Source organism: Phytobacter sp. (assembly GCF_059074235.1).
On record NZ_JCACPZ010000008.1, the window covers coordinates 449740 to 476645 of the forward strand.

General features: G+C 54.9%; 19 protein-coding genes. 5 read left to right on the forward strand and 14 right to left on the reverse strand.

The genetic code is table 11. From position 1 onward, the window contains the following. Positions 1 to 16: 16 nt before the first annotated feature. Positions 17 to 1483 (reverse strand): IMP dehydrogenase, encoded by a 1467-nt coding sequence (gene guaB, locus AC5JPW_RS19930; protein ID WP_494242838.1) that lies wholly within the window; start codon positions 1481 to 1483, stop codon positions 17 to 19. 161 nt (positions 1484 to 1644) lie between these two features. On the opposite strand from guaB, the gene xseA reads away from it, so the two are divergent. Next, a complete protein-coding gene (xseA, locus tag AC5JPW_RS19935) occupies positions 1645 to 3000 on the forward strand; it encodes an exodeoxyribonuclease VII large subunit (RefSeq protein WP_494242839.1) in 1356 nt (451 codons plus the stop codon). Between the two features lie 34 nt (positions 3001 to 3034). Here the strand turns inward: xseA and AC5JPW_RS19940 are convergent, their stop codons facing one another. The 11 genes from AC5JPW_RS19940 to AC5JPW_RS19990 form a co-directional block, all read right to left on the reverse strand. Next, positions 3035 to 3250, reverse strand: coding sequence for a zinc ribbon domain-containing protein (locus tag AC5JPW_RS19940; RefSeq protein WP_494242840.1), 216 nt, complete (start codon positions 3248 to 3250; stop codon positions 3035 to 3037). Between the two features lie 56 nt (positions 3251 to 3306). Beyond that, positions 3307 to 4785 carry a ribosome biogenesis GTPase Der gene (gene der, locus AC5JPW_RS19945; RefSeq protein WP_494242841.1) on the reverse strand — a complete coding sequence of 493 codons (1479 nt, stop codon included), beginning with the start codon at positions 4783 to 4785 and terminating at the stop codon, positions 3307 to 3309. Between the two features lie 124 nt (positions 4786 to 4909). Further along, positions 4910 to 6088 (reverse strand): outer membrane protein assembly factor BamB, encoded by a 1179-nt coding sequence (gene bamB / locus AC5JPW_RS19950; RefSeq protein ID WP_494242842.1) that lies wholly within the window; start codon positions 6086 to 6088, stop codon positions 4910 to 4912. A gap of 10 nt (positions 6089 to 6098) precedes the next feature. Further along, positions 6099 to 6719 (reverse strand): YfgM family protein, encoded by a 621-nt coding sequence (locus AC5JPW_RS19955; protein WP_494242843.1) that lies wholly within the window; start codon positions 6717 to 6719, stop codon positions 6099 to 6101. Between the two features lie 36 nt (positions 6720 to 6755). Continuing rightward, positions 6756 to 8030, reverse strand: a complete 1275-nt coding sequence (gene hisS / locus AC5JPW_RS19960) for a histidine--tRNA ligase (protein WP_494242844.1) — start codon at positions 8028 to 8030, stop codon at positions 6756 to 6758. A 93-nt stretch (positions 8031 to 8123) separates the two neighbouring features. Next, complete coding sequence (ispG, locus tag AC5JPW_RS19965) at positions 8124 to 9242, reverse strand: flavodoxin-dependent (E)-4-hydroxy-3-methylbut-2-enyl-diphosphate synthase (RefSeq protein ID WP_494242845.1); 1119 nt, start codon at positions 9240 to 9242, stop codon at positions 8124 to 8126. 26 nt (positions 9243 to 9268) lie between these two features. After that, positions 9269 to 10237 carry a cytoskeleton protein RodZ gene (gene rodZ / locus AC5JPW_RS19970; protein ID WP_494242846.1) on the reverse strand — a complete coding sequence of 323 codons (969 nt, stop codon included), beginning with the start codon at positions 10235 to 10237 and terminating at the stop codon, positions 9269 to 9271. A gap of 289 nt (positions 10238 to 10526) precedes the next feature. Beyond that, positions 10527 to 11693: a dual-specificity RNA methyltransferase RlmN gene (gene rlmN, locus AC5JPW_RS19975; protein ID WP_494242847.1), complete on the reverse strand. Its 1167-nt coding sequence runs from the start codon at positions 11691 to 11693 to the stop codon at positions 10527 to 10529. Between the two features lie 187 nt (positions 11694 to 11880). After that, complete coding sequence (ndk, locus tag AC5JPW_RS19980) at positions 11881 to 12312, reverse strand: nucleoside-diphosphate kinase (protein WP_494242848.1); 432 nt, start codon at positions 12310 to 12312, stop codon at positions 11881 to 11883. A 159-nt stretch (positions 12313 to 12471) separates the two neighbouring features. After that, on the reverse strand, positions 12472 to 14796 hold the full coding sequence (gene pbpC, locus AC5JPW_RS19985) for a peptidoglycan glycosyltransferase PbpC (protein ID WP_494242849.1): 2325 nt from the start codon (positions 14794 to 14796) through the stop codon (positions 12472 to 12474). A 1-nt stretch (position 14797) separates the two neighbouring features. Next, positions 14798 to 19765 carry an alpha-2-macroglobulin family protein gene (locus tag AC5JPW_RS19990; RefSeq protein ID WP_494242850.1) on the reverse strand — a complete coding sequence of 1656 codons (4968 nt, stop codon included), beginning with the start codon at positions 19763 to 19765 and terminating at the stop codon, positions 14798 to 14800. 275 nt (positions 19766 to 20040) lie between these two features. On the opposite strand from AC5JPW_RS19990, the gene AC5JPW_RS19995 reads away from it, so the two are divergent. The 4 genes from AC5JPW_RS19995 to AC5JPW_RS20010 all read left to right on the forward strand — a co-directional run bounded on the left by AC5JPW_RS19995 (position 20041) and on the right by AC5JPW_RS20010 (position 24679). After that, a complete protein-coding gene (locus AC5JPW_RS19995; RefSeq protein WP_494242851.1) occupies positions 20041 to 21591 on the forward strand; it encodes a PTS transporter subunit EIIC in 1551 nt (516 codons plus the stop codon). Between the two features lie 12 nt (positions 21592 to 21603). After that, on the forward strand, positions 21604 to 22971 hold the full coding sequence (locus tag AC5JPW_RS20000) for a 6-phospho-alpha-glucosidase (protein ID WP_494242852.1): 1368 nt from the start codon (positions 21604 to 21606) through the stop codon (positions 22969 to 22971). A gap of 91 nt (positions 22972 to 23062) precedes the next feature. Further along, positions 23063 to 23905 carry a 3-mercaptopyruvate sulfurtransferase gene (gene sseA, locus AC5JPW_RS20005; protein ID WP_494242853.1) on the forward strand — a complete coding sequence of 281 codons (843 nt, stop codon included), beginning with the start codon at positions 23063 to 23065 and terminating at the stop codon, positions 23903 to 23905. Next, positions 23906 to 24679, forward strand: coding sequence for a MurR/RpiR family transcriptional regulator (locus tag AC5JPW_RS20010; protein ID WP_494242854.1), 774 nt, complete (start codon positions 23906 to 23908; stop codon positions 24677 to 24679). A gap of 17 nt (positions 24680 to 24696) precedes the next feature. On the opposite strand, the gene sseB is transcribed toward AC5JPW_RS20010, so the two are convergent. Then, positions 24697 to 25503: an enhanced serine sensitivity protein SseB gene (sseB, locus tag AC5JPW_RS20015; protein ID WP_494242855.1), complete on the reverse strand. Its 807-nt coding sequence runs from the start codon at positions 25501 to 25503 to the stop codon at positions 24697 to 24699. Between the two features lie 82 nt (positions 25504 to 25585). Continuing rightward, positions 25586 to 26875, reverse strand: a complete 1290-nt coding sequence (gene pepB / locus AC5JPW_RS20020) for an aminopeptidase PepB (protein ID WP_494242856.1) — start codon at positions 26873 to 26875, stop codon at positions 25586 to 25588. Between the last annotated feature and the right edge of the window lie 31 nt (positions 26876 to 26906).

A 26906-nucleotide genomic window follows, 5' to 3' on the forward strand; every position in this document is an offset into this window, starting at 1 on the left:
CCGGGCGTGGAAATGATCAGGAACCCATACGGTAGTTCGGGGATTCCTTGGTGATGGTCACATCGTGGACATGGCTTTCCTGGATGCCCGCACCGCTGATACGCACAAATTCCGCTTTAGTGCGCAGCAGGTCGATAGTACCACAGCCGGTCAGACCCATACAGGAACGCAGGCCGCCCATCTGCTGGTGAATGATCTCTTTCAGATGGCCTTTATAGGCAACGCGGCCTTCGATACCTTCCGGTACCAGTTTGTCGGCTGCGTTATCGGTCTGGAAGTAACGGTCAGAAGAACCTTTGGACATCGCGCCCAGTGAACCCATCCCGCGGTAAGATTTGTAAGAACGGCCCTGGAACAGTTCGATTTCGCCCGGGGATTCTTCGGTACCTGCCAGCATGGAGCCGACCATGACCGCAGCAGCACCTGCCGCAATGGCTTTGGCGATGTCACCGGAGAAGCGGATACCACCATCAGCGATAACCGGAATGCCGGTGCCTTCCAGCGCTTCAACCGCGTCAGAAACCGCAGTGATTTGCGGAACGCCCACGCCGGTAACAATACGGGTAGTACAGATGGAGCCAGGGCCGATACCCACTTTCACTGCGCTGCAACCAGCTTCTGCCAGTGCACGTGCACCTGCGCCTGTTGCTACGTTGCCACCGATGATTTGCAGGTCCGGGTATTTGGCACGAGTTTCACGAATACGCTGTAGAACGCCTTCAGAGTGACCGTGTGAAGAGTCAATCAGCAGAACGTCAACGCCCGCTGCAACCAGCGCATCAACACGCTCTTCGTTGCCTGCACCTGCGCCAACCGCTGCACCCACACGCAGACGGCCATGCTCGTCTTTACAGGCGTTAGGTTTACGTTCTGCTTTCTGGAAGTCTTTAACGGTGATCATGCCGCGCAGATGGAAGCTGTCGTCCACAACCAGTGCTTTTTCAACACGCTTTTCATGCATCTTAGCGAATACTACGTCGCGGGTTTCGCCTTCGCGCACGGTAACCAGACGCTCTTTCGGTGTCATGTAGACGCTAACCGGCTGGTTCAGGTCAGTCACGAAACGCACGTCACGACCGGTGATGATACCCACCAGTTCGTAATCTTCGGTCACAACCGGGTAACCCGCGAAACCGTTACGTTCGGTCAGGGCTTTGACTTCGTGCAGAGTGGTGGTCGGCAGAACAGTCTGCGGATCGGTCACGATACCGGATTCATGTTTCTTCACGCGCTTCACTTCTTCAGCCTGGCGCTCGATAGACATGTTTTTGTGGATAAAGCCGATGCCACCTTCCTGTGCCAGGGCAATTGCCAGGCGCGCTTCGGTTACAGTGTCCATGGCTGCAGAGAGCATAGGAATATTCAGGCGAATGGATTTGGTGAGCTGCGTGCCCAAATCGGCAGTATTCGGCAGAACGGTTGAATGAGCGGGAACAAGGAGGACGTCGTCAAACGTCAGGGCTTCTTTAGCGATACGTAGCATGGGCAATATCTCTGACCTGGGGGTGGTTAAATATTGCCGTGGCATTATACAGAGCGTAACCGATTGCTTCCACATTTTTTTGAGAAAAATACTTGCGATCATCGGTGAGCGGGTTACTATCGACTGAATAACCTGCTGATTTAGAATTTGATCCAGCTCACATGTCGCCTTCTCAAAGCCCCGCAATTTTTACCGTAAGCCGCCTCAATCAAACGGTTCGTAGCCTGCTGGAACGTGAAATGGGCCAGGTCTGGATCACGGGCGAAATTTCTAATTTTTCGCAGCCCTCATCCGGTCACTGGTATTTCACGCTTAAAGATGACACCGCCCAGGTGCGCGGTGCGATGTTCCGCAACAGCAACCGCCGGGTCACCTTCCGTCCTCAACATGGTCAGCAGGTGCTGGTGCGCGCTTCGGTCACATTGTACGACCCACGTGGCGATTACCAGATAATCGTTGAGAGCATGCAACCTGCGGGCGAAGGCTTGCTGCAGCAAAAATATGAGCAACTCAAGGCTGCGCTTTCAGCAGAAGGCCTGTTTGATCTGCAGTTCAAACAGCCACTCCCCTCTCCTGCCACCTGTATTGGTGTGGTGACGTCAAAAACCGGTGCGGCTCTGCATGACATTCTGCATGTGCTCAGGCGTCGTGATCCGTCGCTGCCGGTGGTGATTTACCCGACGCCGGTTCAGGGTGACGATGCGCCCGCACAAATTGTTCGCGCTATCGAACTGGCGAATGCCCGTCAGGAGTGTGACGTGCTGATTGTTGGCCGTGGCGGTGGCTCCCTGGAAGATTTGTGGAGCTTTAACGACGAACGGGTCGCACGCGCTATCTTTGCAAGCGCCATCCCGGTGGTGAGCGCCGTGGGTCATGAAACGGACGTGACTATCGCCGATTTTGTCGCTGATTTGCGTGCGCCAACGCCGTCGGCGGCAGCTGAAATGGTCAGCCGTAACCAGGCAGAACTGGTGCGTCAGCTTCAGTCAGCGCAGCAGCGCCTGGAAATGGCGATGGACTTTTATCTGGCTAACCGCACGCGTCGCTTCACGCAAATGAATCATCGTTTGCAGCAACAGCATCCCCAGTTGCGATTAACGCGCCAGCAGACCGTTCTTGAGCGATTACAGCAAAGAATGCGTAATGCGCTGGATAGCCAGTTCCGTCAGGCCTCCGTGCGCCAGCAGCGCTTAGCTCAGCGGCTGAATAACCAGAATCCACAACCCAAAATTCATCGGGCACAAACGCGGGTTCAGCAGCTTGAATTTCGCCTTGCACAGGCGATTCAGTCACGCATGAGCCAGACGCGTGAGCGCTTTGGTACCGCGATTACGCATCTTGAAGCTGTTAGCCCGCTGGCAACACTCTCTCGTGGTTACAGCGTGACAACAGCCAGCGATGGCAAGGTGTTGAAGCAGACCACGCAGGTGCATAAAGGCGATATGCTGACCACCCGCGTTAAAGATGGCTGGCTGGAAAGCGAAGTAAAAAATATCATTCCGGCGAAAAAAGCCTGAAAAAAAAGCCGCATCTCAGTGCGGCTTTTTTCTTTCAGCGAGGGACAAACTCCACCCGTTTTTTCGATATCAATCCATGACCTTGCTGGCAGAAGTAATCCACAGCACCGCAGGCTTTCAGGATCTCAAGCGGCTGATGGCAATCAGGGCATAACGCATTGACCTGATAATCTTTATCACAGCCAAAACAGTGCGCATGGGTGCCGACCAGTTCGAGCGGGTTATGACAGGTTGGGCATTTAAGTTCCATACATATCCTCCCAAAGCTTAGCTTGCCCGGCAGTCAAACCTGCCGGGCACTAAAACTTACTTACCCTTTTTGATGTGCTTGATCAAACGCTTACGCTTACGCATCTGGTTCGGCGTCAGGGTGTTACGTTTGTTGGCAAACGGGTTTTCGCCTTCCTTGAACTGAATACGAATAGGCGTACCCATCACATCCAACGATTTACGGAAGTAGTTCATCAGATAACGTTTGTACGAATCCGGCAGGTCTTTGACCTGGTTACCGTGAATTACGACGATCGGCGGGTTATAACCACCGGCATGGGCGTATTTCAGTTTCACACGGCGTCCGCGCACCAACGGTGGCTGGTGATCTTCTTCGGCCATGGTCATAATGCGGGTCAGCATCGCCGTACTCACGCGACGCGTGGAGCTATCATAGGCTTCGCGAACGGATTCAAACAGGTTACCCACGCCGCTACCGTGCAGGGCAGAGATAAAGTGCACGCGCGCAAAGTCGATGAAGCCCAGACGGAAGTCGAGGGTCTCTTTCACCTGTTCGCGCACTTCGTTGCTCAGACCATCCCACTTGTTCACCACGATGACCAGTGAGCGCCCACTATTCAGGATAAAGCCGAGCAGCGAGAGGTCCTGGTCGGAGATACCTTCACGGGCATCAATGACCAGCAACACGACGTTGGCATCTTCAATCGCTTGCAGCGTTTTGATAACGGAGAATTTTTCTACCGTATCCGTGATTTTCCCGCGCTTACGCACACCAGCAGTGTCAATGAGCACATATTCGCGCTCATCGCGTTCCATCGGGATGTAAATACTGTCGCGGGTCGTGCCCGGCATGTCATAAACAACGACACGATCTTCACCGAGGATACGGTTAGTCAGTGTGGACTTACCAACGTTCGGACGACCTACAATCGCCAGCTTGATTGGCAAATCCTGTGGGTTGAAGGCTTCTTCTTCTTCCTCAGGCACTTCACCGTTCTGCTCAGCTTCGAATTTCGCCCAGTACTCGGCTTCTTCGTCCACTTCTTCTTTCGGGTCAATTTCATCCATCCACGGCAGCAGCACGTGCTCCAGCAGACTCAGAACGCCACGGCCATGAGACGCGGCAATCGGGTGAATTTCACCTAAACCCAGAGAATAGAAATCGATAATGGCCTGATCCGGGTCAAGACCATCGGTTTTGTTCGCGACCAGGAAGGTCGGTTTTTCACGTGAACGCAGGTGCTTGGCGATGGCTTCATCGGCAGGCATCAGGCCCGCGCGCGCATCCACCATAAACAGCACAACGTCTGCTTCTTCAATCGCCAGCAGCGACTGCTCTGCCATCCGGGTTTCGACACCGTCTTCGGTGCCATCAATACCGCCCGTATCAATACAGATAAATTCACGACCTTCGACTTCTGCACGACCGTACTTACGGTCACGGGTCAGCCCCGGAAAATCCGCTACCAGCGCATCACGGGTGCGTGTTAAACGGTTAAAAAGCGTGGATTTTCCAACGTTAGGGCGCCCGACCAGCGCGACCACAGGTATCATGTTAAAGCCTCATTACTTAGAATTCGAAAATCAAGAACGCCGCAAAACAGGCGACGCTTTAAAAACAGTAAAACGGCCCCTGCAACAGGAGCCGTCTTCGGACGCGTGACTGACTACGCCTGAATTAGCGCGTAATAGAGTACAGTGTACCGTCTTTCGCCTGGATGAGCAGCTTGCCATCAGCAACGACAGGATCGGTCAGGAAACCGGAACTGTCCACTTTTTGCTGTGCAACAAAGTGACCATCTTCAACGCTGATCCAGTGCATGTAGCCTTCACTGTCGCCAGTAACAATGTAACCATTGTACAACACCGGGGAGGTCAGGTTGCGGTGCAGCAGATCGCTTTGCGTCCACAGGGTCACGCCACCATCGGTGGTCAACGCCAGTACGCGATCGTTCTGATCGATCATGTAGATGCGGTTGCCATCGACGATAAAGTCGCTGACTGAACCCAGCTCTCGTTTCCACATCACCTGACCGCTGCGCAGATCCATCGCCGTCAGGTTGCCATTGTAAGCCAGTGCATAGACCACATTATTCACAACAACTGGCGTGGTATCTACGTCGCTCAGGCGATCGATTTCTGTCGGCCCGGTGGCCTGAGAAATACGCTGCTGCCAAATCAACTGGCCCTGCTGCATCAGTACCGCACTCACACGGCCGTTATCACCACCCACAATGGCTGCGCCAAAGGCCGTCGCCGGAGCGGATTCACCGCGCAGAGAAAGAGAAGGCATATCCAGGTTAACGGTCCATTTGACCACACCAGTACCTTCGTCAAGAGCCTGCAACTGACCATTGCTCGTGTGGATTAACACCAGGCCGTCGCTGACAACAGGGCGGGACAATGCTTCGCCTGCGACCTGCGTTGTCCATGCTACCGAACCATCGCTGGTGTTCAGTGCATACACTTTCGCTTTTTCGCTACCGACATACACATGTGCGCCTGCAACGGTCACACCGCCAGAGAGCAGTGCCGGGTTGGTCGAGAACCAGCCGGCTTTTTCCGCCAGGCTCACTGACCAGACTTCTTTACCATCGCTTTCACTAACGGCTTTCACCGTACCGTGACGATCGGCGGCATAAACCACACCGCTCGCCAGCGCTGGATGCAGATTCGAGTAGAAATCACCGATCCCATTACCTACCGAAGTGCTCCACGCGGTAGTCGGGGTAAACTGGTTTTCAACCGTCGGCAGAGGAGACATTTTGACAACATCTTCTTCGCCATTAAACAGGGAACAACCGCTCAGTAAAGTGACGGACAGCAGCCCAGGCAGAAGTAATTTACGCAATTGCATCGGGTCCCTCTTAGATGGACAAATTATTGATTTTCATCTGCATCATTTCACTCAGCGCAGGGGAAGCGTTATTTTTAACGCCACTTTCCCATGCGGTGCGCGCACCTTGTTTATCGCCTTTGCTCAGCAAAGCTTCGCCACGCAGGTCCGCTACGATAGCCGACCAGCCTTCACCTTTCACGCCTTCCAGCGTTTTCAGTGCGGCATCTTGCTGCTTGAGCTGAACCTGAATGCGGGCGAGACGGATATTGATCATACCCTTAAGATTTTCATCGCTGGTCGCGGCAAGGCCTTGCTGCAACTGAGCAGACGCCTTATCCAGCTCATTACTATTGACATACTGTTGCGCCAGTTCAAGCGACGCCAGCGCACCGTAAGTATTTTTGTTTTCCGCCGCAAATTTCTCTGCAGACGCCAGTGTTTCAGGTTTGTCCGCTTTCAACGCAGAGATAACATGCTCATACGCTGCCGAAGCTGATTGCGCTGATTCGGTCTGATGGCTCGTCCAGTAACGCCATCCCACCAACGCGCCAACACCTAAAACAACCCCAACGACCAGTGCTTTGCCATTCTCAGCAAAGAAGCGCTTAATCGCGTCTACCTGTTCGTTTTCGTTCTCGTAAATTTCCACGCAGTCCTTCTCCTTAACGATAATTCACCGGGGAGATTAGCCCAGTAGTGTGCGCAAATGCGCCGCAACGCTGTCCTGCGTTACCGTATTTTGCTCACCAGAGCGTAAATCCTTCACAACAACGTTGCCGTCAGCGATTTCAGATTCACCCAGCACCAGTGCAAGCTTAGCGCCCCACTTATCGGCACGAGCAAACTGCTTTTTAAAATTACCGCCGCCGTGGTTTGTCATGAGCTTAACGCCAGGCACCGCACTGCGTACCTGTTCAGCCAACAGCATTGCTGCGGACTGCGTATTCTCACCTGACGCAACCAGGTATATATCGACAACAGATTCTGCTTTAAATTCCGGATTAACTGCCTGAACTAATAAAACAAGTCGTTCAAGACCCATTGCGAAGCCAACCGCCGGAGTTGCACGCCCGCCGAGTTGCTCCACCAGGCCATCATAACGACCACCTGCGCACACCGTTCCCTGCGAGCCCAGGCTACTGGTAACCCACTCAAAAACAGTACGGTTGTAATAATCAAGACCGCGCACCAGACGTTGGTTCACGGTGTAGGTGATACCTGCGGCATCCAAGAACGCGCAAAGGCCAGCAAAGTGCGCTTTGGAATCTTCGTCAAGGTAGTCACCCAGCGCAGGCGCATCATTTAACAGCGCCTGCACGTCAGGATTTTTTGAATCCAACACACGCAGCGGATTGGTGTACATACGGCGTTTGCAGTCTTCGTCCAGTTGGTCTTTGAACTGCTCAAGATAGGCAACCAGCGCATCACGGTATTTCGCGCGAGCGTCCAGAGAGCCAATAGAGTTCAGCTCCAGGCTTACGTGGTCAAAGATGCCCAGCTCACGCCACCAGCGCGCAGTCAGCATAATCAGCTCTGCATCGATGTCCGGGCCCTGCAGACCAAAGACTTCCACACCCAGTTGGTTAAACTGGCGGTAACGCCCTTTTTGAGGACGCTCATGGCGGAACATGGGTCCGATGTACCACAGACGCTGTTCCTGATTGTACAGGAGACCATGCTCGATGCCGGCGCGTACGCAGCCTGCCGTGCCTTCCGGACGCAGCGTCAGGCTATCGCCATTGCGGTCCTCGAAGGTATACATCTCTTTTTCAACGACGTCGGTGACTTCACCAATAGCGCGTTTGAATAACGGGGTCTGCTCTACAATCGGCAAACGAATTTCGCTGTAACCGTAGCTGCCGAGCACGCTTTTTAAGCTGCCTTCAATGCGCTGCCAGATTGCGGTATCGGCAGGCAGATAATCGTTCATGCCGCGGATGGCTTGAATGTTTTTTGCCACGTTTATTCTCTTTATAGATGCAAAAAATGAACCCTCAAGACGCCAGGCCTTGCGGGCTCATGATACACGGGAAGCCAGCCGCTTCCCATCACGTTATTTTTCTACCAGATGGACATCAATGCGATTTGTTTCATCCAGCATGGAGGCTTTGGCACGAATGCGAGCTTCGAGCTGGGTAATCATATCATCGTTGTCCAGACGGTCTTTGCGCACACCGTCTTCGTACAGGCCGCTTTTCTTGTTACCGCCAGTGACACCCAGGGTTGAAACCAGCGCTTCACCCGGACCGTTCACCACGCAGCCAATGATCGAAACATCCATCGGCGTAATAATATCTTCCAGGCGCTGTTCAAGGGCATTGACGGTACCAATCACATCAAATTCCTGACGAGAACAGGTCGGGCAGGCGATAAAGTTAATACCGCGTGAACGAATACGCAGCGATTTCAAAATATCGAAGCCGACTTTGATCTCTTCAACCGGATCCGCCGCCAGCGAGATGCGCAGCGTATCGCCGATCCCTTCAGAAAGCAGCAATCCTAAACCGATCGCAGATTTTACCGAACCTGCGCGTGCGCCGCCGGCTTCGGTAATCCCGAGGTGCAGCGGCTGATCGATCTGTTTGGCCAGCAGACGGTAAGACTCAACGGCAAGGAAAACATCAGATGCTTTCACGCTGACTTTGAATTGATCAAAGTTGAGACGATCCAGATGATCAACATGGCGCATAGCCGATTCGAGCAGGGCCTGCGGTGTTGGCTCGCCGTATTTTTCCTGCAGATCTTTTTCCAGCGAACCGGCATTCACGCCGATGCGGATAGGAATATTTTTGTCGCGAGCGCAATCAACAACCGAGCGAATGCGCTCTTCATTGCCAATGTTGCCAGGGTTGATACGTAGACAGTCGACGCCATACTCAGCGACTTTGAGTGCAATACGGTAGTCGAAGTGAATGTCCGCCACTAGCGGGACGCTCACCTGTTGTTTAATGAACTTAAAGGCTTCAGCCGCATCCATTGTCGGTACGGATACACGAACAATATCCGCACCTACACGCTCAAGGGCCTTAATCTGATTAACCGTCGCTTCCACATCCGTGGTACGGGTATTTGTCATCGATTGCACGGCAATGGGGGCACCATCGCCAATCGGCACATTACCAACGTAAATCCGTTTCGATTTCCGACGTTGAATCGGAGCCTGGTTATGCATGAAAAATCTCCCGCGTTGCCCGTCTGTTACTGTGCTGCTGATTGTTCGGCATTGAGGGTCAGGCGTGCAACCTGGTTAGTTCTGATAAAGCGGCTCAGATCGACAGGTTTTCCCTGATATTGGATCTGAACAGCAGCCGGTGCGCCAATTTTCAGTTTGTAAGGTGCCTGTCCAGTCAAGTTCAGGGACGCATCTTTACGCTGCACACCGCTGAACAATTTCTTGCCTGTTGCATCGCTTACTTCCAGCCAGCAGTCAGCCGTGAAGTTCATGACCAGAGCATTGGTATCGGCAGTCGCTGCCGCAACACCTGCCTGACTGGTCGGCAACGGGCTGGTACTAGAGGTTGCTGAAGGCTGAGCGATCGGAGCCTGAGAAGGCGAAACCACAGGATTAGCGTTGTTCGCCGTCGCAGAAGAAGGCGTTGATGGCGCTGGCGCTTCAATCGGGGTAGACACACTGTCCTGAACTTCAGCAGGCGCAGTCGCCGTGTCGTTATTCAGTGGGACATTTTGCCCTTGACCGCTGGCATTCAGTTCCGCAGAAGACTGATCGGCCATAGTCGTAATTTCTTCCTGCTGCGCTTTGTGATTCTGCCACCACCACGCGCCCGTCAGGCCAATGACCACAAACAGCACCAGCCAGGTAAAGCTCATTAACCAGCCATCACGTTTTTTGCGACGCTTGCCCAGTGCATAGGTCTGCATTGGGGCCACTTTCGCCGTCCGGACAGGGGCCTGCTTCTCAATCATTGGCAGCAGTTCTTCTTCCGGAATATGCACCAGGCGGGCATAGGATCGGATGTAACCACGCAGGAATGTCGAAGCCAGATCGGCCGGAGCCTTATCGTCTTCAATATCGCGAACCGTGGAGACTTTCAGACACAGGCGTTCGGCGACCACCTGTTGGCTGAGTCCAAGTTGTTCACGGGCGTTGCGCAGACGAACGCCTGTGGTTTGTGCTTCATGTTGTTCGTTAGTGGCTTCAGTATTCATTCGCTACAACTGCTGGTACGTGTTTTAAGGTTCAGCGCGTGTTCGGCCATTGCCTGGCGCGCCGCGAAAATTCTGGGTCAAATAAACTTAGACCGACAGTATAAGACTGTCAGGCCAGTCATGACAGAACAGCTTTAAGCCCAATTGCTAAGCCGTTGTTCCATCATTACATACTGCCTTAAAGTCGGAAGAAACGCACCGTAATTATTGACTACACGAGTCGTTGCAGGCGATTTATTCAGCATAATTATGCGTCGCGGCAAACTTATCTGCCGCGACGCCAGGACTATCAGATTGCTTTAACCGCAATCGACTCGCCCTGCATACGTTTACGGATGGTACGCTTCGTACGATCGATGACTTCACCCGCTAACTGACCACAGGCTGCATCGATGTCATCACCACGGGTTTTACGCACAATGGTGGTGAATCCGTAATCCATCAACACCTTGGAGAAACGATCGATACGACTGTTGGAACTGCGACCATACGGCGCGCCCGGGAAGGGGTTCCATGGGATCAAATTGATCTTGCACGGCGTATCTTTCAGCAGTGCCGCCAGCTCATGCGCATGCTCGGTGCCATCATTGATATGGTCCAGCATCACGTACTCGATGGTGACACGTCCCTGGTTGGCGTTGGACTTGGAAATATAGCCACGAACGGATTCCAGGAAGGTGGCGATATTGTACTTTTTGTTGACAGGTACAATTTCGTCACGAATGGTGTCATTCGGCGCGTGCAGGGAAATCGCCAGCGCCACGTCAATCATGTCGCCCAGTTTATCCAGCGCAGGTACAACACCGGACGTAGAAAGTGTTACACGACGTTTAGACAGACCGAAACCGAAGTCATCCAGCATGATTTCCATCGCTGGCACCACGTTGGTGAGGTTGAGCAGCGGTTCGCCCATCCCCATCATAACCACGTTGGTGATCGGACGCTGACCGGTAACTTTCGCTGCGCCAATGATTTTTGCCGCGCGCCAGACCTGGCCGATAATTTCCGACACTTTCAGGTTACGGTTAAAGCCCTGCTGCGCTGTTGAGCAGAATTTACATTCCAGCGCACAACCCACCTGCGAGGACACGCATAACGTGGCACGGTCGTCTTCCGGGATATAAACCGTTTCGACGCGCTGATCGCCTACGGCAATCGCCCATTTGATGGTGCCATCGGAAGAGCGTTGTTCTTCAACCACTTCCGGTGCACGGATCTCAGCCACTTCTTTGAGTTTATTGCGCAGAACTTTGTTGATGTCAGTCATATCATCAAAGTTATCGCTGCAATAATGGTACATCCACTTCATCACCTGGTCGGCGCGGAAGGGTTTCTCGCCTAAGTGTTTGAAAAACTCGCGCAGCTGCTGACGGTTCAGGTCCAGCAAGTTGATTTTTGCATCTTTGTTGGGAATCGTCAGTGCGACGTTCTCAGGCGTGACAATCTGTTCAGACATAGTTTTATTCCGGCCTCGTTGTTACACGTTATGGCCCCTGGAGGGTGGTTGAAAAAAAGAAGCGCCCCGGGAAAGCGTCTGCTTCTCTCGGGGCGCTGCATTGTACAAATTCTGGTGTACAGATGCCACGGTTGCACGCGGCATTGGCGAAATAAAGTGTAAATGTCCTTACACTTTGTTCAGCGGATTAGCGAGTGCGCGGGCACACTTCGCCTTCTGCGAAGAAGAAAGCGATTTCGCGCGCGGCGGATTCTACGGAGTCAGAACCGTGGGTGCCGTTCTCGGTGAAGCTGTCAGCGTAGTCAGCACGCAGGGTACCCGCCAGCGCGTTCGCCGGGTTGGTTGCGCCCAGCAGGTCACGGTGACGCTGAACGGCGTTTTCGCCTTCCAGTACGGAAACCACGATTGGGCCGGAGGTCATGAACTCAACCAGACCGTCGAAGAATGGGCGACCTTCGTGTTCTGCATAGAAACCACGAGCCTGTTCAACGCTCAGGTGCAGCATTTTGGTGCCAACAATTTTAAAACCAGCAGATTCAAAACGCGCAAAGATGCTACCGATAACGTTTTTTGCTACCGCGTTCGGCTTGATGATGGAAAAAGTACGTTCAATAGCCATGTTAACCCCTGTAAGTTGTTCTGTTGTCGTACATACATGCGTATGACCTGGCGCGGATTATAATGAGCAACGCAGGTATTGCCTATGGATATAGGTAACATTTTTTTAAAATAAGACGAGTTTTAGTAACACTCTTCACTAAATCGCTTATTCTGCACATTATTGCACCGCGAACTGCACGGTCTGTACCTGCCCGGCGTCATCCATTACCAATAACTGATATTCACCAGACTTATCAAGTTTAAGACTCAATAGCGGTGAGTGGGTGTCTAATGGTTCACCATTCAAGAACCACCAGCGACTGCCCTGCCCGCCAGATGCCAGCACTGGCAACGTAGCTGCAGCCTGACCTGGCACCCGTTTAATCACGCCCCCCTCCCGGATACCCGAGAGCACCAGCGGCGGTGGGGCATTCTCATTCTGTGGTGGGCAGACGTTTGAGCGAGCAGGCAGACGCGCGGCGCGTTTTTCAGCAATCGGTAGCCAGGGCTCGAGCGGCAGCGGCCAGACAATCATCGTTTTCTGCTCAGCATCCGGACAATCGGCCGCCACGCGCTGGCCCTGAGCGTTCAGCCAGATCGGGAATCGAATTCCTTTCACCCCTTCCTGCTCTGGCATCAATAAGGTGGGCGGCTGACTCTCGTCCAGCAGCCAAGTTGACAAGCGGCGGCGGCAGTTACTGTCTCCGGCTGGCAGACTCTGACCACCAGGCCAGCAAATCACCCCACTACTGACCGATTCAGGGCGCGGATCTTCAGGCATTTTAGCCTGTTCCAGCGCCGAGCGCGGTTGCAGCATGTTATTCACTTGATTGAGTACCGGTACCGCACTGGCAAAACCAAACTGCCCTGCAACCGGGGTGCCATCCGGCCTGCCGGTCCAGACACCAATAAGATAGCGCCCGTTGACCCCTATCGCCCAGGCATCACGGTAGCCATAGCTGGTACCGGTTTTCCACGCCAGCGGTACGACACGGGGTAAGGCGCTGTCCGGCAAAGGCTGCGCTTCATTCGCCAGAATACGGCGGATGATCCACGCCGACCCCGGAGACATCAAAGGGCGCTCAATCAGTGGGTCGTCAGGCTGTAAACGCAGTTGCCCGGCCTTCCCCTGGCGAGCAAACGCACTGTAGGCGGCGGTGATATCTGCCAGTCGCGCCCCCGCCCCACCGAGAATCAGCGAAAGATTGGGCTCTGCCCCTTGTGGCAAGGTCAGCGGCAGCCCCGCATTACGTAACATGCCGGCAAACTTTTTCGGACCATAGACTTCAAGGACCTGTACAGCGGGAAGATTAAGCGAGCGCACCAGCGCCTCGCTCATACTGACCGGACCATGAAAGCCGCTATCAAAATTGCCAGGTCGATAATCGCCGGTGCGGCGCGGCACATCCTGCAATAAAGAAGCCGGATGAATCAGCCCCTCGTCCATCGCCAGGCCGTAGATAAACGGCTTGAGAACCGAGCCTGGTGAGCGAATCGCGCTCACCATATCCACATGACCAAACCGGGTGTCATCAGAGATATCTGCCGAACCGACCCAGCCGCGCACTTTCATATCGGTGTGGTCGACAACGATAATCGCCAGGGAGCTGCGCTGAGGCAGCCGGGTTTTGAGGCTCAGCGCCAGCTCTTCCAGCTGACGTTGCAGGCTGGCATCCAGGGTGGTGGTGACCTTCAGCGCAGAACGCTGGCTGACCATCATGCGGGAAAAGAGCGGCGCCAGTTGTGGCATCTGGCGCGGTGCCAGCCAGACAGGCTCTTCGCGTGACTCCGCCACCTGCTCTGCACTCCAGACGCCCTGGCTGACCATACGATCGAGCACTTTGTCGCGTGCGGCCTGGGCACGCTCTGACCATCTGTCCGGTCGCAAGCGGCTCGGTGCCTGCGGCAGTACCGCCAACAGCGCCGCTTCGGCATAACTCATTTGTGCCGGAGACTTGCCGAGATAGGCCCAGCTTGCTGCTCCAACGCCTTGCAGTGTTCCGCCGAAAGGGGCGCGATTCAGGTAAAGCGTCAGGATGTCGCGTTTGGAAAGGTGCCATTCCAGCTGCAGTGCACGCCAGAGCTGGCGAATTTTACCGCCAAAGGTGCGTGAATGAGGGTCAAGAAGACGCGCCACCTGCATGGTCAGGGTGCTGCCGCCGGAAATCACTCGCCCGGCACGCAGATCCTGCCACGCGGCGCGAGCAACCGAAAATGGGTTAACGCCAGGGTGTTTCCAGAACCAGCGGTCTTCATACTGGATAAGTGCTTCCAGGTAGCGCGGTGACACCTCTTCGATAGTCACCGGGTAACGCCAGATCCCTTCTGCATCAGCAAAACGCCAGAGCGGTGTGCCATCTTCCGAGACAACCACCCGCGCCGGATTCACCTCAGTGAGCGGCAACGGCCAGATCTTGTCTGCAAGAAACACACACACCAGCAATAAAAGAGGCGCTCCCGCCAGCCAGAGCCAGCGGGAGCGCAGGAGACGCCTGTTTTTCATCTTACGGGCGAACAATCAACGGACCACTTGCGGCTCCCGTTGCCCGCCACTGAGGAACATACATCGATTCCACTTGTGGCATTGGCAGTTGATAGGTTCCCGGCGTCACGGCACGCGCCAGGTAAATCAGGGTGACAGGTTGCCCCTGACTTACCGCTACGGCAGCCACAAAGCGGTCATCACGGAACTCCATATGCTGAATATCCGCCTGCTGCATCCGGTTGAGCAGCTCCTGCACTTCGCTGGCGCTGTCCGCCAGGCTGGCGCTGCTGCTGGCCAGGTTCTGGTTTTCCAGTTCCAGACCCGCAGGCAGCAAGTCGACCACCAGCGCATCCGGCACGTTATTGCTGGCCGTCACTTCCAGCCAGACCAGCACCAGTTCACCACTTTTCAGTGAATCCAGCGCTTTGGTGCGACCGTCGGTTCCCATAATGTGGCGTTCGATTTTCAGCACATTGCTCGCCGGTGCCGGGGTGTATTCCGGGTAACCGGTGCTGTCCAGACGCAGCCACATTGGGCTTTCACCGGTGTTCGTCACCTGCAACGCCGTCATTTGGTCGGCATTCAGTTCGCGGGTTTGCTGTTTATCGCCTTTAAGCTCTTCAGTTGTCAGACTGGTCTGCGCCTGCCAGTTACCCGGCAGATTTTGCAGAGGACGTCCGGCGAGGAACAACGCATTGCTCTCTTGCGTGGAGAGCCAGCGTTGCCCGAAGGCTTCCTCAGACAGGGTGGTCAGCAGTTTGTTTTGCTCATCCGGCAACAGCTTGTTCTCTTCGAGCAGTGCCAGCATCAGCGCATTGTCACGCAGTTCACTACCGTAATCGGCCATCCAGCGTTGAGACGACAGACGTTTCGTCACCAGCGCCTGCGCCATCGCCTGTTCACTGCGCGGAGCATCACCCATTAGTTTAAGTGCCACACCCAGTTGCATCAGCGGCAGTCCTGCTTTCGCCTGACTGTTACGCTGCCAGAGTTCACGCAGCGCGCCCAATGGGGCTTTCTGCTGGCGCGCCAGGACCAGCGCAGCATAGCTTTGGGTGGCAAATTTGGTGGCTGATACGTCATCGCTGTATCGCACGGCCATCGCTGCAGGATCCTGCAAATAGCGCAACAGGCGGTTGTTCGCGTTGTTCAGCGCCTCGCCCGGTACGCTGTAGCCCTGCTCGGTCGCCCGGAACAGGAAATCGGTCACATAAGCGGTGAGCCAGTACTCTTCAGGACCGTTTTTGTCCCACAACGAGAAACCGCCATCGTCGCGCTGCATTTGCAGCAGACGGGAGATGCCAATATCCACCGCCGCACGGCGTTTCTCATCGCTGTCGCCTTTGATACCCAGCATTTTAAGCTGCTCAGCATTGGTATACAGCGACGGGAACAGGCCGCTGGCAGTTTGCTCCAGGCAGCCGTACGGATAAGCACGCAACTCCTGAATATAACGGGCAATGTTCAGGGAAGGACGACCGCTCAGCAGCAATTGCCCCTGCAGCGCTACCGGAGAGATACGGTTGGTATGTTCCGCGGGTGCATTCCAGCTTTCATGCGGGTAAATCATCACATCGCTGCTGATGGTCTGCGCAGGCCAGGCTGGACGCACACCCAGCTTCCACGCTTTATGCTGAGGGGCAAAGGTTTCACCCGGGAGCGTCAGGCCTGAAATATCGGCACTGATTTCGCCATCACCAAATCCATCCAACGCACGTACCGGAATAAACAGCGTGGTACGGGCACCCGGAGCAAGTTCAACCGGTTTCGGCTGCTGGCTTGCCAGGGCCACCAGACCGCTGGCAGAGACGGTAACCTGCAGGCTTTGTGGTTTATCTGTCAGGTTAGTGATGTCCATCGTGAGGCGCGAGGTATCGCCACCTGCGAGGAAGCGCGGCATGTTGAGTTCAGCAATCACCGGTGCGGCCACTACTACTTTGCCTTCGCTGCTGCCAAAATCTTCCGAGGTCCAGGCCTGCGCCATCACGCGCAATTCACCGTTAAAATCACCAATTGGCAACGTCACCGTACCTTCACCGTTGTCATCCAGTGTGACTGGCTGGGCCTGCTGCGCGATGATAGTGACATGGTTAACCGGCGGTTTGCCGCCACGGTTGAGTTCATCACCATCGCCACCAAAGCGCAGCGATGCCAGACGCCCCTGGCCTTCAATCACCTGACCGTAGATATCGTAGATATCGGCACCGTAGCGTTTCTGACCAAAGAAGCCCGCCCACGGGTCTGGTGTTACGTAGTCGGTGATATTCAGTACACCGCTATCAACCGCGGACACCAGTACATTGACCTGTTTAGGCGCTTTGCCGTCTTTCAGATTGGCTTTGATTTTTACCGTCAGCGGCTGGTTTGGCCGCATTTTCTGCGGACTTTCCAGCGCCACGTTCAGTCGGCGGTTTTCATCGCCCATTGGCAGATGCAGTAAACCGACTGCCCGTTTCGGCGTCGCGGATTTCGATTTATCCCCCGGGCGGACCACCAGCGTACTCAGGTAGAGATCGTGACGGCGCCATTTCTGATCGACAGGAATGGAAATATCAAGACCGCCTTCCGGCACATCAATCTCCTGCCACCACAACGGCCCTTCACTGGACTCTATCATGGCGTAGCCTTTGCCCGCCGCCGGGGCTGTCACGTGCAACTTAATGGTGTCACCAGGCTGGTAAGCCGGTTTATCAAGTTTCATGGTCACGCGGTCAGGGCGCGCGGCACCTGCACCGTCGCTGTTATCCTGCCAGCTATAACCGGCCCAGAAACGCACGCTACTGACGCTTTCATCCGGTGCTTTCACTTCCAGACGATAAGAACCCCACTCGACCGGGAAGCTCACCTTACCAGTTTCATCGGCGGCTAAATCGAGGGATTGCTCCCCTTCAACCAGATCTTTTTGATCGAACTGAGACTGCCAGCCTTCGCTCTCAGACCAGTTCCAGTAATAGTCACGACGTTCGCGTATCAGGCGAACCTGAAGTCCAGAAACTGCTTGTTTGGCGCCTGTCGGGTCGGCATAAACAATGTCGAAGCCAGCCAGACCGTTCTCATCGACAATCGGCTGATTGACCGTCGTGTCAGTGCGATAGTCATAGACAGCTTTCGCCGCGAACTGTGGACGAATCCCCGGTAATGCAGCCGCAGGCCAGAGCGGTTGTTCTGCGCGACGGGTCACAGGACGACCGCCGGACTCCAGCAGGCTTGCCTGCAGAATCACCTGCAACGGCGAGTGCAGATCTTTCCACTGGCTGGCGGTACTCACCGCACCGTGCCCTTTTTCATCCAGTTGGATCTGCACTTCATCCAGGCTGCGGCTCTGATTCTCTTCTGCGATATCACCAAACTGGAAGCCCGGCAGGGCTTTTACCGCCTCACGCAATGGACGCAAGAAAAGTTGCCCTTGCAGCGTGTTGCCGCTGGCTGGTGCGCCGTACAGGTAGTACCCCACCACGCCAAAGTTGACGTCATCTTCCAGTGAAAGCGGTTCCTGTTGCGGGGTGAGATTGAGCGCCATACGCTCCGGCATAAAATCTTCCACATGGAAGGACCAGCTACGTAACTGGTTATCACCGGTGTTGGCGCGAATCGCCCAGGTACCGGTTTGCGCGCTGGCATCCAGCGTCCAGGTAAAGCGATACAGGCCATTTTCCGGCTGGCTGACCACGCTGCGCATCACCTGACCGTCGGGTTTCACGACCTCAAGTTTGACGGGCTGATCGGCAATCGGTTTGCCGTCGCTGTCGCGCAGCAGCGCATTCATGATGACCGTTTCGCCAGGACGATAGAGATCGCGCGGGCCAAACATGAAGAACTGCTTGCTGTAACCCGGATCCCCGGCAATGGCAAACTCAGCAAGATCCAGCGCCGGGAGTTTTAAATCCAGCAGCGTGGTTTCGCCCTCTTTACGCGCCAGCAGCAGCGCGGCTTCTTTGTCGGTGTTGAGTGTGGCATGGCCCTGTGCATCGCTGGTCGCCTGCGCCAGCGTCTGGCCTTTGTCATTGAGCAGAACAACATCAACGCCCGACTGCGCCGCCCCGTTCTCCAGACCCTGGGTGAAGATATCCATTCGATCGTGATAGCGGTGGGCAGAAAGGCCGATGTTGCTCAGGGTAAAGAGTGTGGCGGCGTTACTGTAGTTGTAATGCCCGGCCTGATTCATCACCGCAACATACACGCCCGCCTGCTGCAATGGCTTTATCTCTTTGAGCGGTAACTGCAGTTTTTCACGCGTGTTGCGTGCCGGATTAAGGTCAAAACGTCCGGTGTACACCAGGTCGACCATCTTGAGTAAATTCTCTGACTCCCAGTTGGTCAGGGAATTACGGTATTCCCACTGGCTGACAAAAGCCGCGAGGGATTCCGGTTTCACCCGGTAGAAATTGACGTCGATGTTATCCACGTTAAGTGCGATAACCGGTAAGCCTTCAACCACTTTACCTGGCAGCAGCGAGCCACGGCTGGCAAAACCAACGGTCGGCTGAATATCTCGGGTCGTGATTGGCTTTTCGTAATCAATGCCAAAAGTGGCGTTATTGATGGCCTGCAGACCACGATCGACCGACACCAGCAGTTCGCGGTTTGGCTCCAGGTGACGTAAACGGAGCTCTTTCAGATTAGGGGCCAGTTCCCAGGCACCGTCCACCTTGCCGTTCTTTTTGTCCACCACGTGGACGGTCTGGGCAAAGTTTTGATCCGGATTCAGCGGAATAGAAAAAGTCAGCACGAGGGCTGCGGCACCGTCCAGCTGGACTTCAGAGGCATCCACCAGCGTCAGCGGTTTACCTTCGCTACTTTTTGCCAGCTGTTTGATTTTTTCACTGTCGGGTTTCGCCGCCGGAGGCGTGCCTTGCGACGTTGAAGAAGTAGAGGTGGATGCAGGTGCTGACTGCGCTTCCTGCGGTTTATCGTTGTTGTCACAGCCTGCCAATGTGAACGTAGTCAAGAGTGCGATAGCTATCGCCGCTGAACGTAACGGTATCATCCTTTATCCCTGGCCCCAGAGCCTGTTAAGTAAATATCCGTAAGTATTATGCGCGACTTTACCAATTTCAAATAGCCACCCGATTCTGGAAAACATTTTCTGCCCAAAAACGAAGCAATGGCGCTGTTAGCCGGATCACAGGGCGTAACGTTACATGTAACCTTCTAAGTCATTTGTTTTTAATACAATAAGATAGCTGGCAAACCTCCGTTTACGGCTGCTAACGTTACTCCATCTTCACTCACCTCCCTGCGGTTCATATAAGAGAGAACGTAATGAGCAGAGCCGTTAATGCCCTACAAAATTTCGGTAAGTCCCTCTTTGGTCCGGTCCTGATTTTGCCCATCGTCGGCTTGTTTATTGCCTTTGGTAACATCCTGGGCAATGGCAACCTCGCAGAGTACCTGCCCTTTCTTGGTCACCCGCTGATTCAACATACCGGTCAGCTCATCGCCAAATCTGCCGTCTCCGTACTGGTTAACCTGGCGCTGGTGTTCGCGGTGGGGATTCCAATTGGCCTGGCCGCGCGAGATAAAGGCTACGCCGCCCTGATTGGGTTGGTGACCTTTATCGTCTTTATCAACGCCATGAACGTCACCATGCAGCTACAAGGCATGCTGGCCCCGGCAGACCAAATGAAAGCTGCCGGGCAAGGAATGGTGCTGGGTGTGCAGGTGCTGGAGATGGGTGTTTTTGCCGGTATCCTGACCGGTGCCCTTTCTGGCTATCTCTACAATAAATACTCCGGCGTGCAGTTTTCCGGCGCGATGGCTATCTACTCCGGCCACTGTTTTGTTGCCATTATCATGCTGCCGGTGTCGATGGTACTGGGCGTGCTGATGACCGAAATCTGGCCTTTCGCCCAGCACGGCATCAGCACGCTGGCAACCGCCATCAAAGGCGCAGGTCCGTTTGGCGTGGCGATTTACGGCTTCCTTGAGCGCATTCTTGTGCCTACCGGATTACATCACCTGGTGTATACCCCGTTTTTGTATACCGAACTGGGCGGCACCCAGGAGGTTTGCGGCACGGTATACCAGGGCGCACGCAACATCTACTTCGCCGAGATGGCCTGCCCGGACGTCAAACAACTCAGCAGCACGGTAGTATGGGATGCCCGTGGCATCAGTAAAATGTTTGGTCTGCCTGCCGCCGCGCTGGCCATGTACCTCACGGCAAAACCCGAGCGTAAAGCCGCCGCGAAAGCGATTTTGATTCCGGCCGCGCTGACTTCGATTCTGGTGGGGGTCACTGAACCTCTCGAGTTCTCCTTCCTGTTTGTTGCGCCCCTGCTGTTCGTGGTGCACGCGGTGCTGACCGGCATCGGCATCGGCATGATGCTGTTTTATCTCTTTGGCGTTCATGCGATTGGTGCCAACGGCATTATCGATTTCATTCTCTATAACCTGCCGCTGGGCACCGAAAAATCCAACTGGCCGATGTACATCGTGGTCGGGCTGATAATGTTCGCCCTCTACTTTGTCATCTTCCGCTTCCTGATCCTGCGCTTTGACATGAAAACCCCCGGTCGCGAAGAGGCCGAGGAAGAGACGCGTCTGTACAGCAAGCAGGATTACCAGGCCAAAGGGAACAACGACGGGCTGGGCGAAGCGATTGTCGTGGGCCTCGGCGGTCGCGACAACATTGAGGTGGTGGACAACTGCTATACCCGCTTACGCGTCACTGTCAAAGACGTCACCAGCATCGACGAACCCCGTCTGAAGGCGACCGGGGCGAAAGCGGTCATCAAACAAGGTAATAACGTTCAGGTGGTCTACGGGCTGCATGTCAAAAAAATGCGAGAAGCCGTTGAGCTGTTTCTCTAAAGGAGACTAAAGATGTTCAAACCCCCGTTTATTCTCTCTATCGCCGGTGGCGGCAGCACCTACACGCCAGGGATTGTGAAGAGCCTGATGGTTCAGCTGGATAAATTCCCGCTGGCGGAAATTCGCCTCTATGACATCGACGAAGCCCGGCAGAGCACCATTGCGCCGGTGGTCGAAAAAGTGCTGCGCGACCATAGCCAGAGCATCAAATTTACCGTCACCACTGACCCGGAAATCGCTTTTCACGGCGCACACTTTGTCTTCGCCCAGATGCGTGTTGGTCAGTACAAAATGCGCGAGCAGGATGAAAAAATCCCTCTGCGCCACGGTGTCGTCGGCCAGGAAACCTGTGGCCCTGGCGGTCTGGCGTATGGCTTACGTACCATTCTGCCAATGGTCGAGCTTATCGATCATGTTGAACGCTACGCCGATAAAAAAGCCTGGATCGTGAACTACTCCAACCCGGCCGCCATTGTGGCTGAAGGCGTACGTCGCCTGCGTCCGGATGCCCGCGTACTTAATATCTGTGATATGCCGGTCGCCGCCATGCGTAACATGGGTGCCGTGCTGGGTGTTGATCGCCACAAGCTGGTCGTGGATTACTTCGGTCTTAACCACTTTGGCTGGTTCACTCGCGTACTGGTCGATGGTGAAGACAAGCTGCCGCAGTTGCGTGAACATATTGCACGCTTTGGTCTGCTGACCGAGGATGCCGCGCAAACCGACCCGCAGCACTCGGATCCATCATGGGTGAAAACCTGGCGCAACATCAAACCGGTAATGGATCATTTCCCTGATTACCTGCCGAACCCCTATCTGCAGTATTACCTGATGCCTGACGACATTGTCGAACATCAGGATCCGAACTACACCCGTGCCAACGAAGTGATGAACGGGCGTGAGAAAAAGCTGTTTGCCGCAGCGGAAGAGTACAAGCGGACCGGGATTTTGTCGGATGCCTTCCACGTGGGGGTGCACGGTGAATTCATTGTCGATGTCGCCCGTTCACTGGCCTTTGATTTGCGTCAGCGTCATCTGGTGATTGTGGAAAATAAAGGAGCCATCGCCAACCTGCCTTACGATGCGATGGTGGAAGTGCCCGCCTACATCACCGCCGAAGGGGCTGAGCCGGTACGTATGGGTGCCGTGCCGTTGTTCCACCAAACGCTACTGATGCAGCAACTGGCCTCAGAGCAACTGCTGGTCGAAGCGACGATTGAAGGCAGCTACGAAAAAGCGCTACAGGCATTTACCCTTAATCGCACCGTGCCGACCATGCAGCATGCCAAAGCCATTCTCGACGACATGATTGAGGCCAACCGCGACTACTGGCCTGCCCTGCAACATGCCTGGGAAAACGGCAAGGCCGTGCAAAAATAACGAGGTAACTCGCGCCTTTTGCGATGGTTGCTTGTCGGGTCAGGAAAAAACGTTAACAATTCACGTTATTGTTGATGACCCGGAGGCAACCATGTCCACCTCTTATTTTGTCTCAGCCGACTGGCTGATTGAACACGGGGATAACCCCGAAGTACAAATCATTGATGCACGCATGGCCCCGCCGGGCCAGGAACATCGCGATCTCGTGGCGGAATACCGTGCTGGCCACATTCCTGATGCGATTCGATTTGATATCGAAGCCCTTTCCGATCACACCTCAAACTTGCCCCATATGCTGCCACGCCCGGAGGCATTTGCCGTCGCCATGCGTGAACTGGGCATCAGCCACGACAAACATCTGGTTGTCTACGACGAAGGCAACCTCTTTTCCGCGCCACGCGCCTGGTGGATGCTGCGTTACTTTGGTGCGGAAAACGTCTCGATTCTCGCCGGAGGCCTGGCAGGCTGGCAGCGCGACGAACTGCCGCTTGAGCAGGGTGACGTCACCCATCCTGAATCTGACTTTGACGTGAAAACAGACCCGACAACGGTTCAGCGCCTGACGGATGTGCTGTTAGTCAGCCATGAAGGCACTGCTCAGATCGTTGACGCTCGTCCTGCGCCACGCTTTAAGGGCGAAGCCAATGAACCGCGTCCGGGCCTGAAACGCGGCCATATTCCGGGTGCGCGTAACGTGCCCTGGGGTGATCTGGTGGTCAACGGTGAGCTGAAAACCACGGATGAGCTCGAGGGGATCTTTGAGCATCAGGGCGTGGATTTACACAAACCGATTATTGCCAGCTGTGGCTCCGGTGTGACGGCGTGTGTGGTCATCCTGGCGCTGGCGACACTCGGGGCGCACAACGTTAAGCTGTACGACGGCTCCTGGAGTGAATGGGGTGCCCGTCACGATCTGCCGGTTGACCCGGCATAAATGGATAACCGACTCGCGCCACTGTTGACGCGTGGTGAATCCCTGACGCGTGCTGAGTACCGTGTGCTGGCCCACCTGACGGAGCATCCGCTGCTGGTGGGCAACATCACGGTCCGCAATCTGGCGACGGCCACCTTTGTCTCTACTGCCACCATCATGCGTCTCTGCCAGAAGCTGGGCTTTAGCGGCTACAGCGAGTTTATCTGGCACTGCAAACAGCTTCTGGCCGACACGCCGCACATTGCCGAACAGTCGGCGAATAACAGCGATACGTTACCCACGCTGTTTCATCAGTTTATGGCGAATTACCAGCTGACGTTCCAGTGGGTGACGCCAGAAAAGCGGCAAGCCTTCGTCAGACTGCTGCGCGAAAAAGAGAGCTTCTTCCTCTACGGCGCGGGATTTTCCTATCTCTTTGCGGAGTATCTGACCAAGAAGTTACAGGTGCTGGGCAAGACGGCCTTTATCTCAGGGCCTGGTGACAGCCGCAATATTTTTCTCAGCAATGCCGCGCGTTACCAGGTGTTTGTCGCCGTCTCACGCAGTGGCGAAACCGAGCAGGTACTGGATAAAGCCCGCATTGCCAAAAATGTCGGCATGACGGTGATCGCCTTTACCCGCGCCTCAGCCAATCCGCTGGCAGAACTGGCGGATTTGCATTTCGCGCTGTACGACGAAGCGGTACATTTCGCCGCCGAAGCTGCGGGAGTGACGTCGTTTGAGTCAAACCTGGTGCTGTTGATGGATTTACTGCTGCTGGAAGCGACGGGCTAATACAGCCCGTCATGCATTTAGATAATGCGGTTGTTCTTCAGATCGCGCAGGAAGCTGCCCCAGCGACGCTCATAGAACGGGGTAATGTGATCAATCATGAAATGGCTGATTCCTTTTTCCCCTTTAACGACCTGGCAAATATCGACCGGATCGTCGCCTGGTAAGGTATCCATAGCCACGCTACCCGCCGCCTGGATAATCTCTTCGATATCGCCATCAGCTTCAATGCCAATCAGCAGATTGGACTGGTCATCGTTTTTCTCTTTGATCGAGCAAAGGTATGCGCACTTCACGTTATTAAAGGTTCTGAACAACGTGGTGAGTGAGTCGATCATCTGCGCAGGCGGTTCGGTCACTTCGGAGAGCAGCAGCGCCGTGCCGCCTTCCAGCACTTCCTGCTCGCTGAGCGGGCTGCCCTCTTTCCCCACCAGATGATTGATTTCGCGCGGGGTCAGTTCTTTACCGGTCGGCAATTTCGCGTTGAGGAAAAGCGTCTCCCCGAGCGTCATTTCGAACAGTGTACGGGCAGGCAGCACCACAAACTCCTGCTCGGTATCGACTGCTTGCTGCAGCGCTTCCAGTGAGGTGAAAAAGGGAATGACCGACTCGCCGTCATCTTTTTCCCAGTGCTGAATGTCCAGCGCGCTGTCTTCGACAACGGATTTATCATCCGCCGCCGTGCCCGGAACCCACACGGTAGACTCCAGCAGCGAGCGGAAAAAGGCCGGGCGGTAAGCAGGCTCAGTCGCCGCCTTTTCCAGCAGCGTTTCGAGGGTTTCAGTCTCGTGATGATGATGGTCGTGATCGTGGTCTGAATGAGACATAGATTTTACGGTTCGTCTTAAGCTGATTGATGCCCTCACCTCGCCCTCTCCCATCGAGAGAGGGTAAGAGTGAGGAAACAAATTACTTACTGGTCAACAGATTCGCCAGTGCACGGACGCCAAGCCCGGTTGCACCTGCCGCCCACTGTTCGACGCCCGCTTTACGGTAGGTTGCGGAACAGTCGATATGCAACCAGCCCTGCTGATAGTTCTCAACAAAGTGAGACAGGAAGCCCGCCGCCGTACTTGCGCCAGCCGGGAAAGCCGCGCTGGCGGTATTGTTCAGCTCAGCAAAGTTTGACGGCAACTGATGGCGGTGGAACTCGGCCAGTGGCAGACGCCAGAACGGCTCGTTCTCCGCAACCGCACTTTTCAGCAGGCGGTTTGCCAGTTTGTCATCAAAGCTGAACAGTGCATGGTAGTCGTTACCCAGAGCGGTTTTGGCCGCACCGGTCAGGGTCGCTGCATCGATGATCAGCTCAGGTTTCTGCGCACTGGCATTGATCAGGCCATCGGCCAGCACCAGACGCCCTTCTGCATCGGTGTTCATCACCTCAACGGTTTTACCGTTACGGTAGCGAATGATGTCGCCAAGCTTAAAGGCATTGCCACTGATCATGTTGTCCGCACAACACAGATAAAGCTTCACGCGCTTGTTCAGACCGCGGGTAATGGCAAACGCCAGTGCGCCGGTGACCATTGCCGCGCCACCCATATCGGATTTCATTGAATCCATAAACGCGGTCTGTTTGATACTGTAACCACCGGAGTCGAAGGTAATACCTTTACCCACCAGACAGGCATAAATTGGCGCTTCTTTGTCACCGGTCGGGTTGTAATCCAGCGAAAGCAGAACCGGTGGACGTTCTGAGCCACGTCCGACGGTATGAATGCCTGCGTAATTTTGTTCACGCAGATCTTCGCCTTTAACAATGCGGTAAGAGATAGAATCGCCGCCCACGTCATTGAGCAAATCGACAGCACGCTGTGCCAATTGTTCTGGCCCCAGATCTTCCGCAGGTGCGTTGATGATGTCACGCACCCAGTCAATGGTTTTCAGGCGTGCATCGAGCTCTTTTTGATCGGCTTCAGATAAAGTCGCCCACTCAACGTTACGGGTCCCTTTTGGCCCTTTGTAACCCGCCCAGAACGCCCAACTGCGGTCCGCGTCCCAGCCTTCGCCGCTCAGCGCGACATGCTTGATGCCCATGCCGTCGATTTTGCGTGCTGCACGCTGAATCAGGCCGGTATCGTCTTTGCCATTAAGATGCAGAGTAATGCCGTCGTTATTAATGCTGTACGTGGCTTTCTCGCCCCAGCGAGCGTCCGCGCCCTGGGTCGTTAAGGTAATTTTCATCGCTTCTGTTGTCATTGTTTTGTCCTTTAGCGCATGGGATATGAAA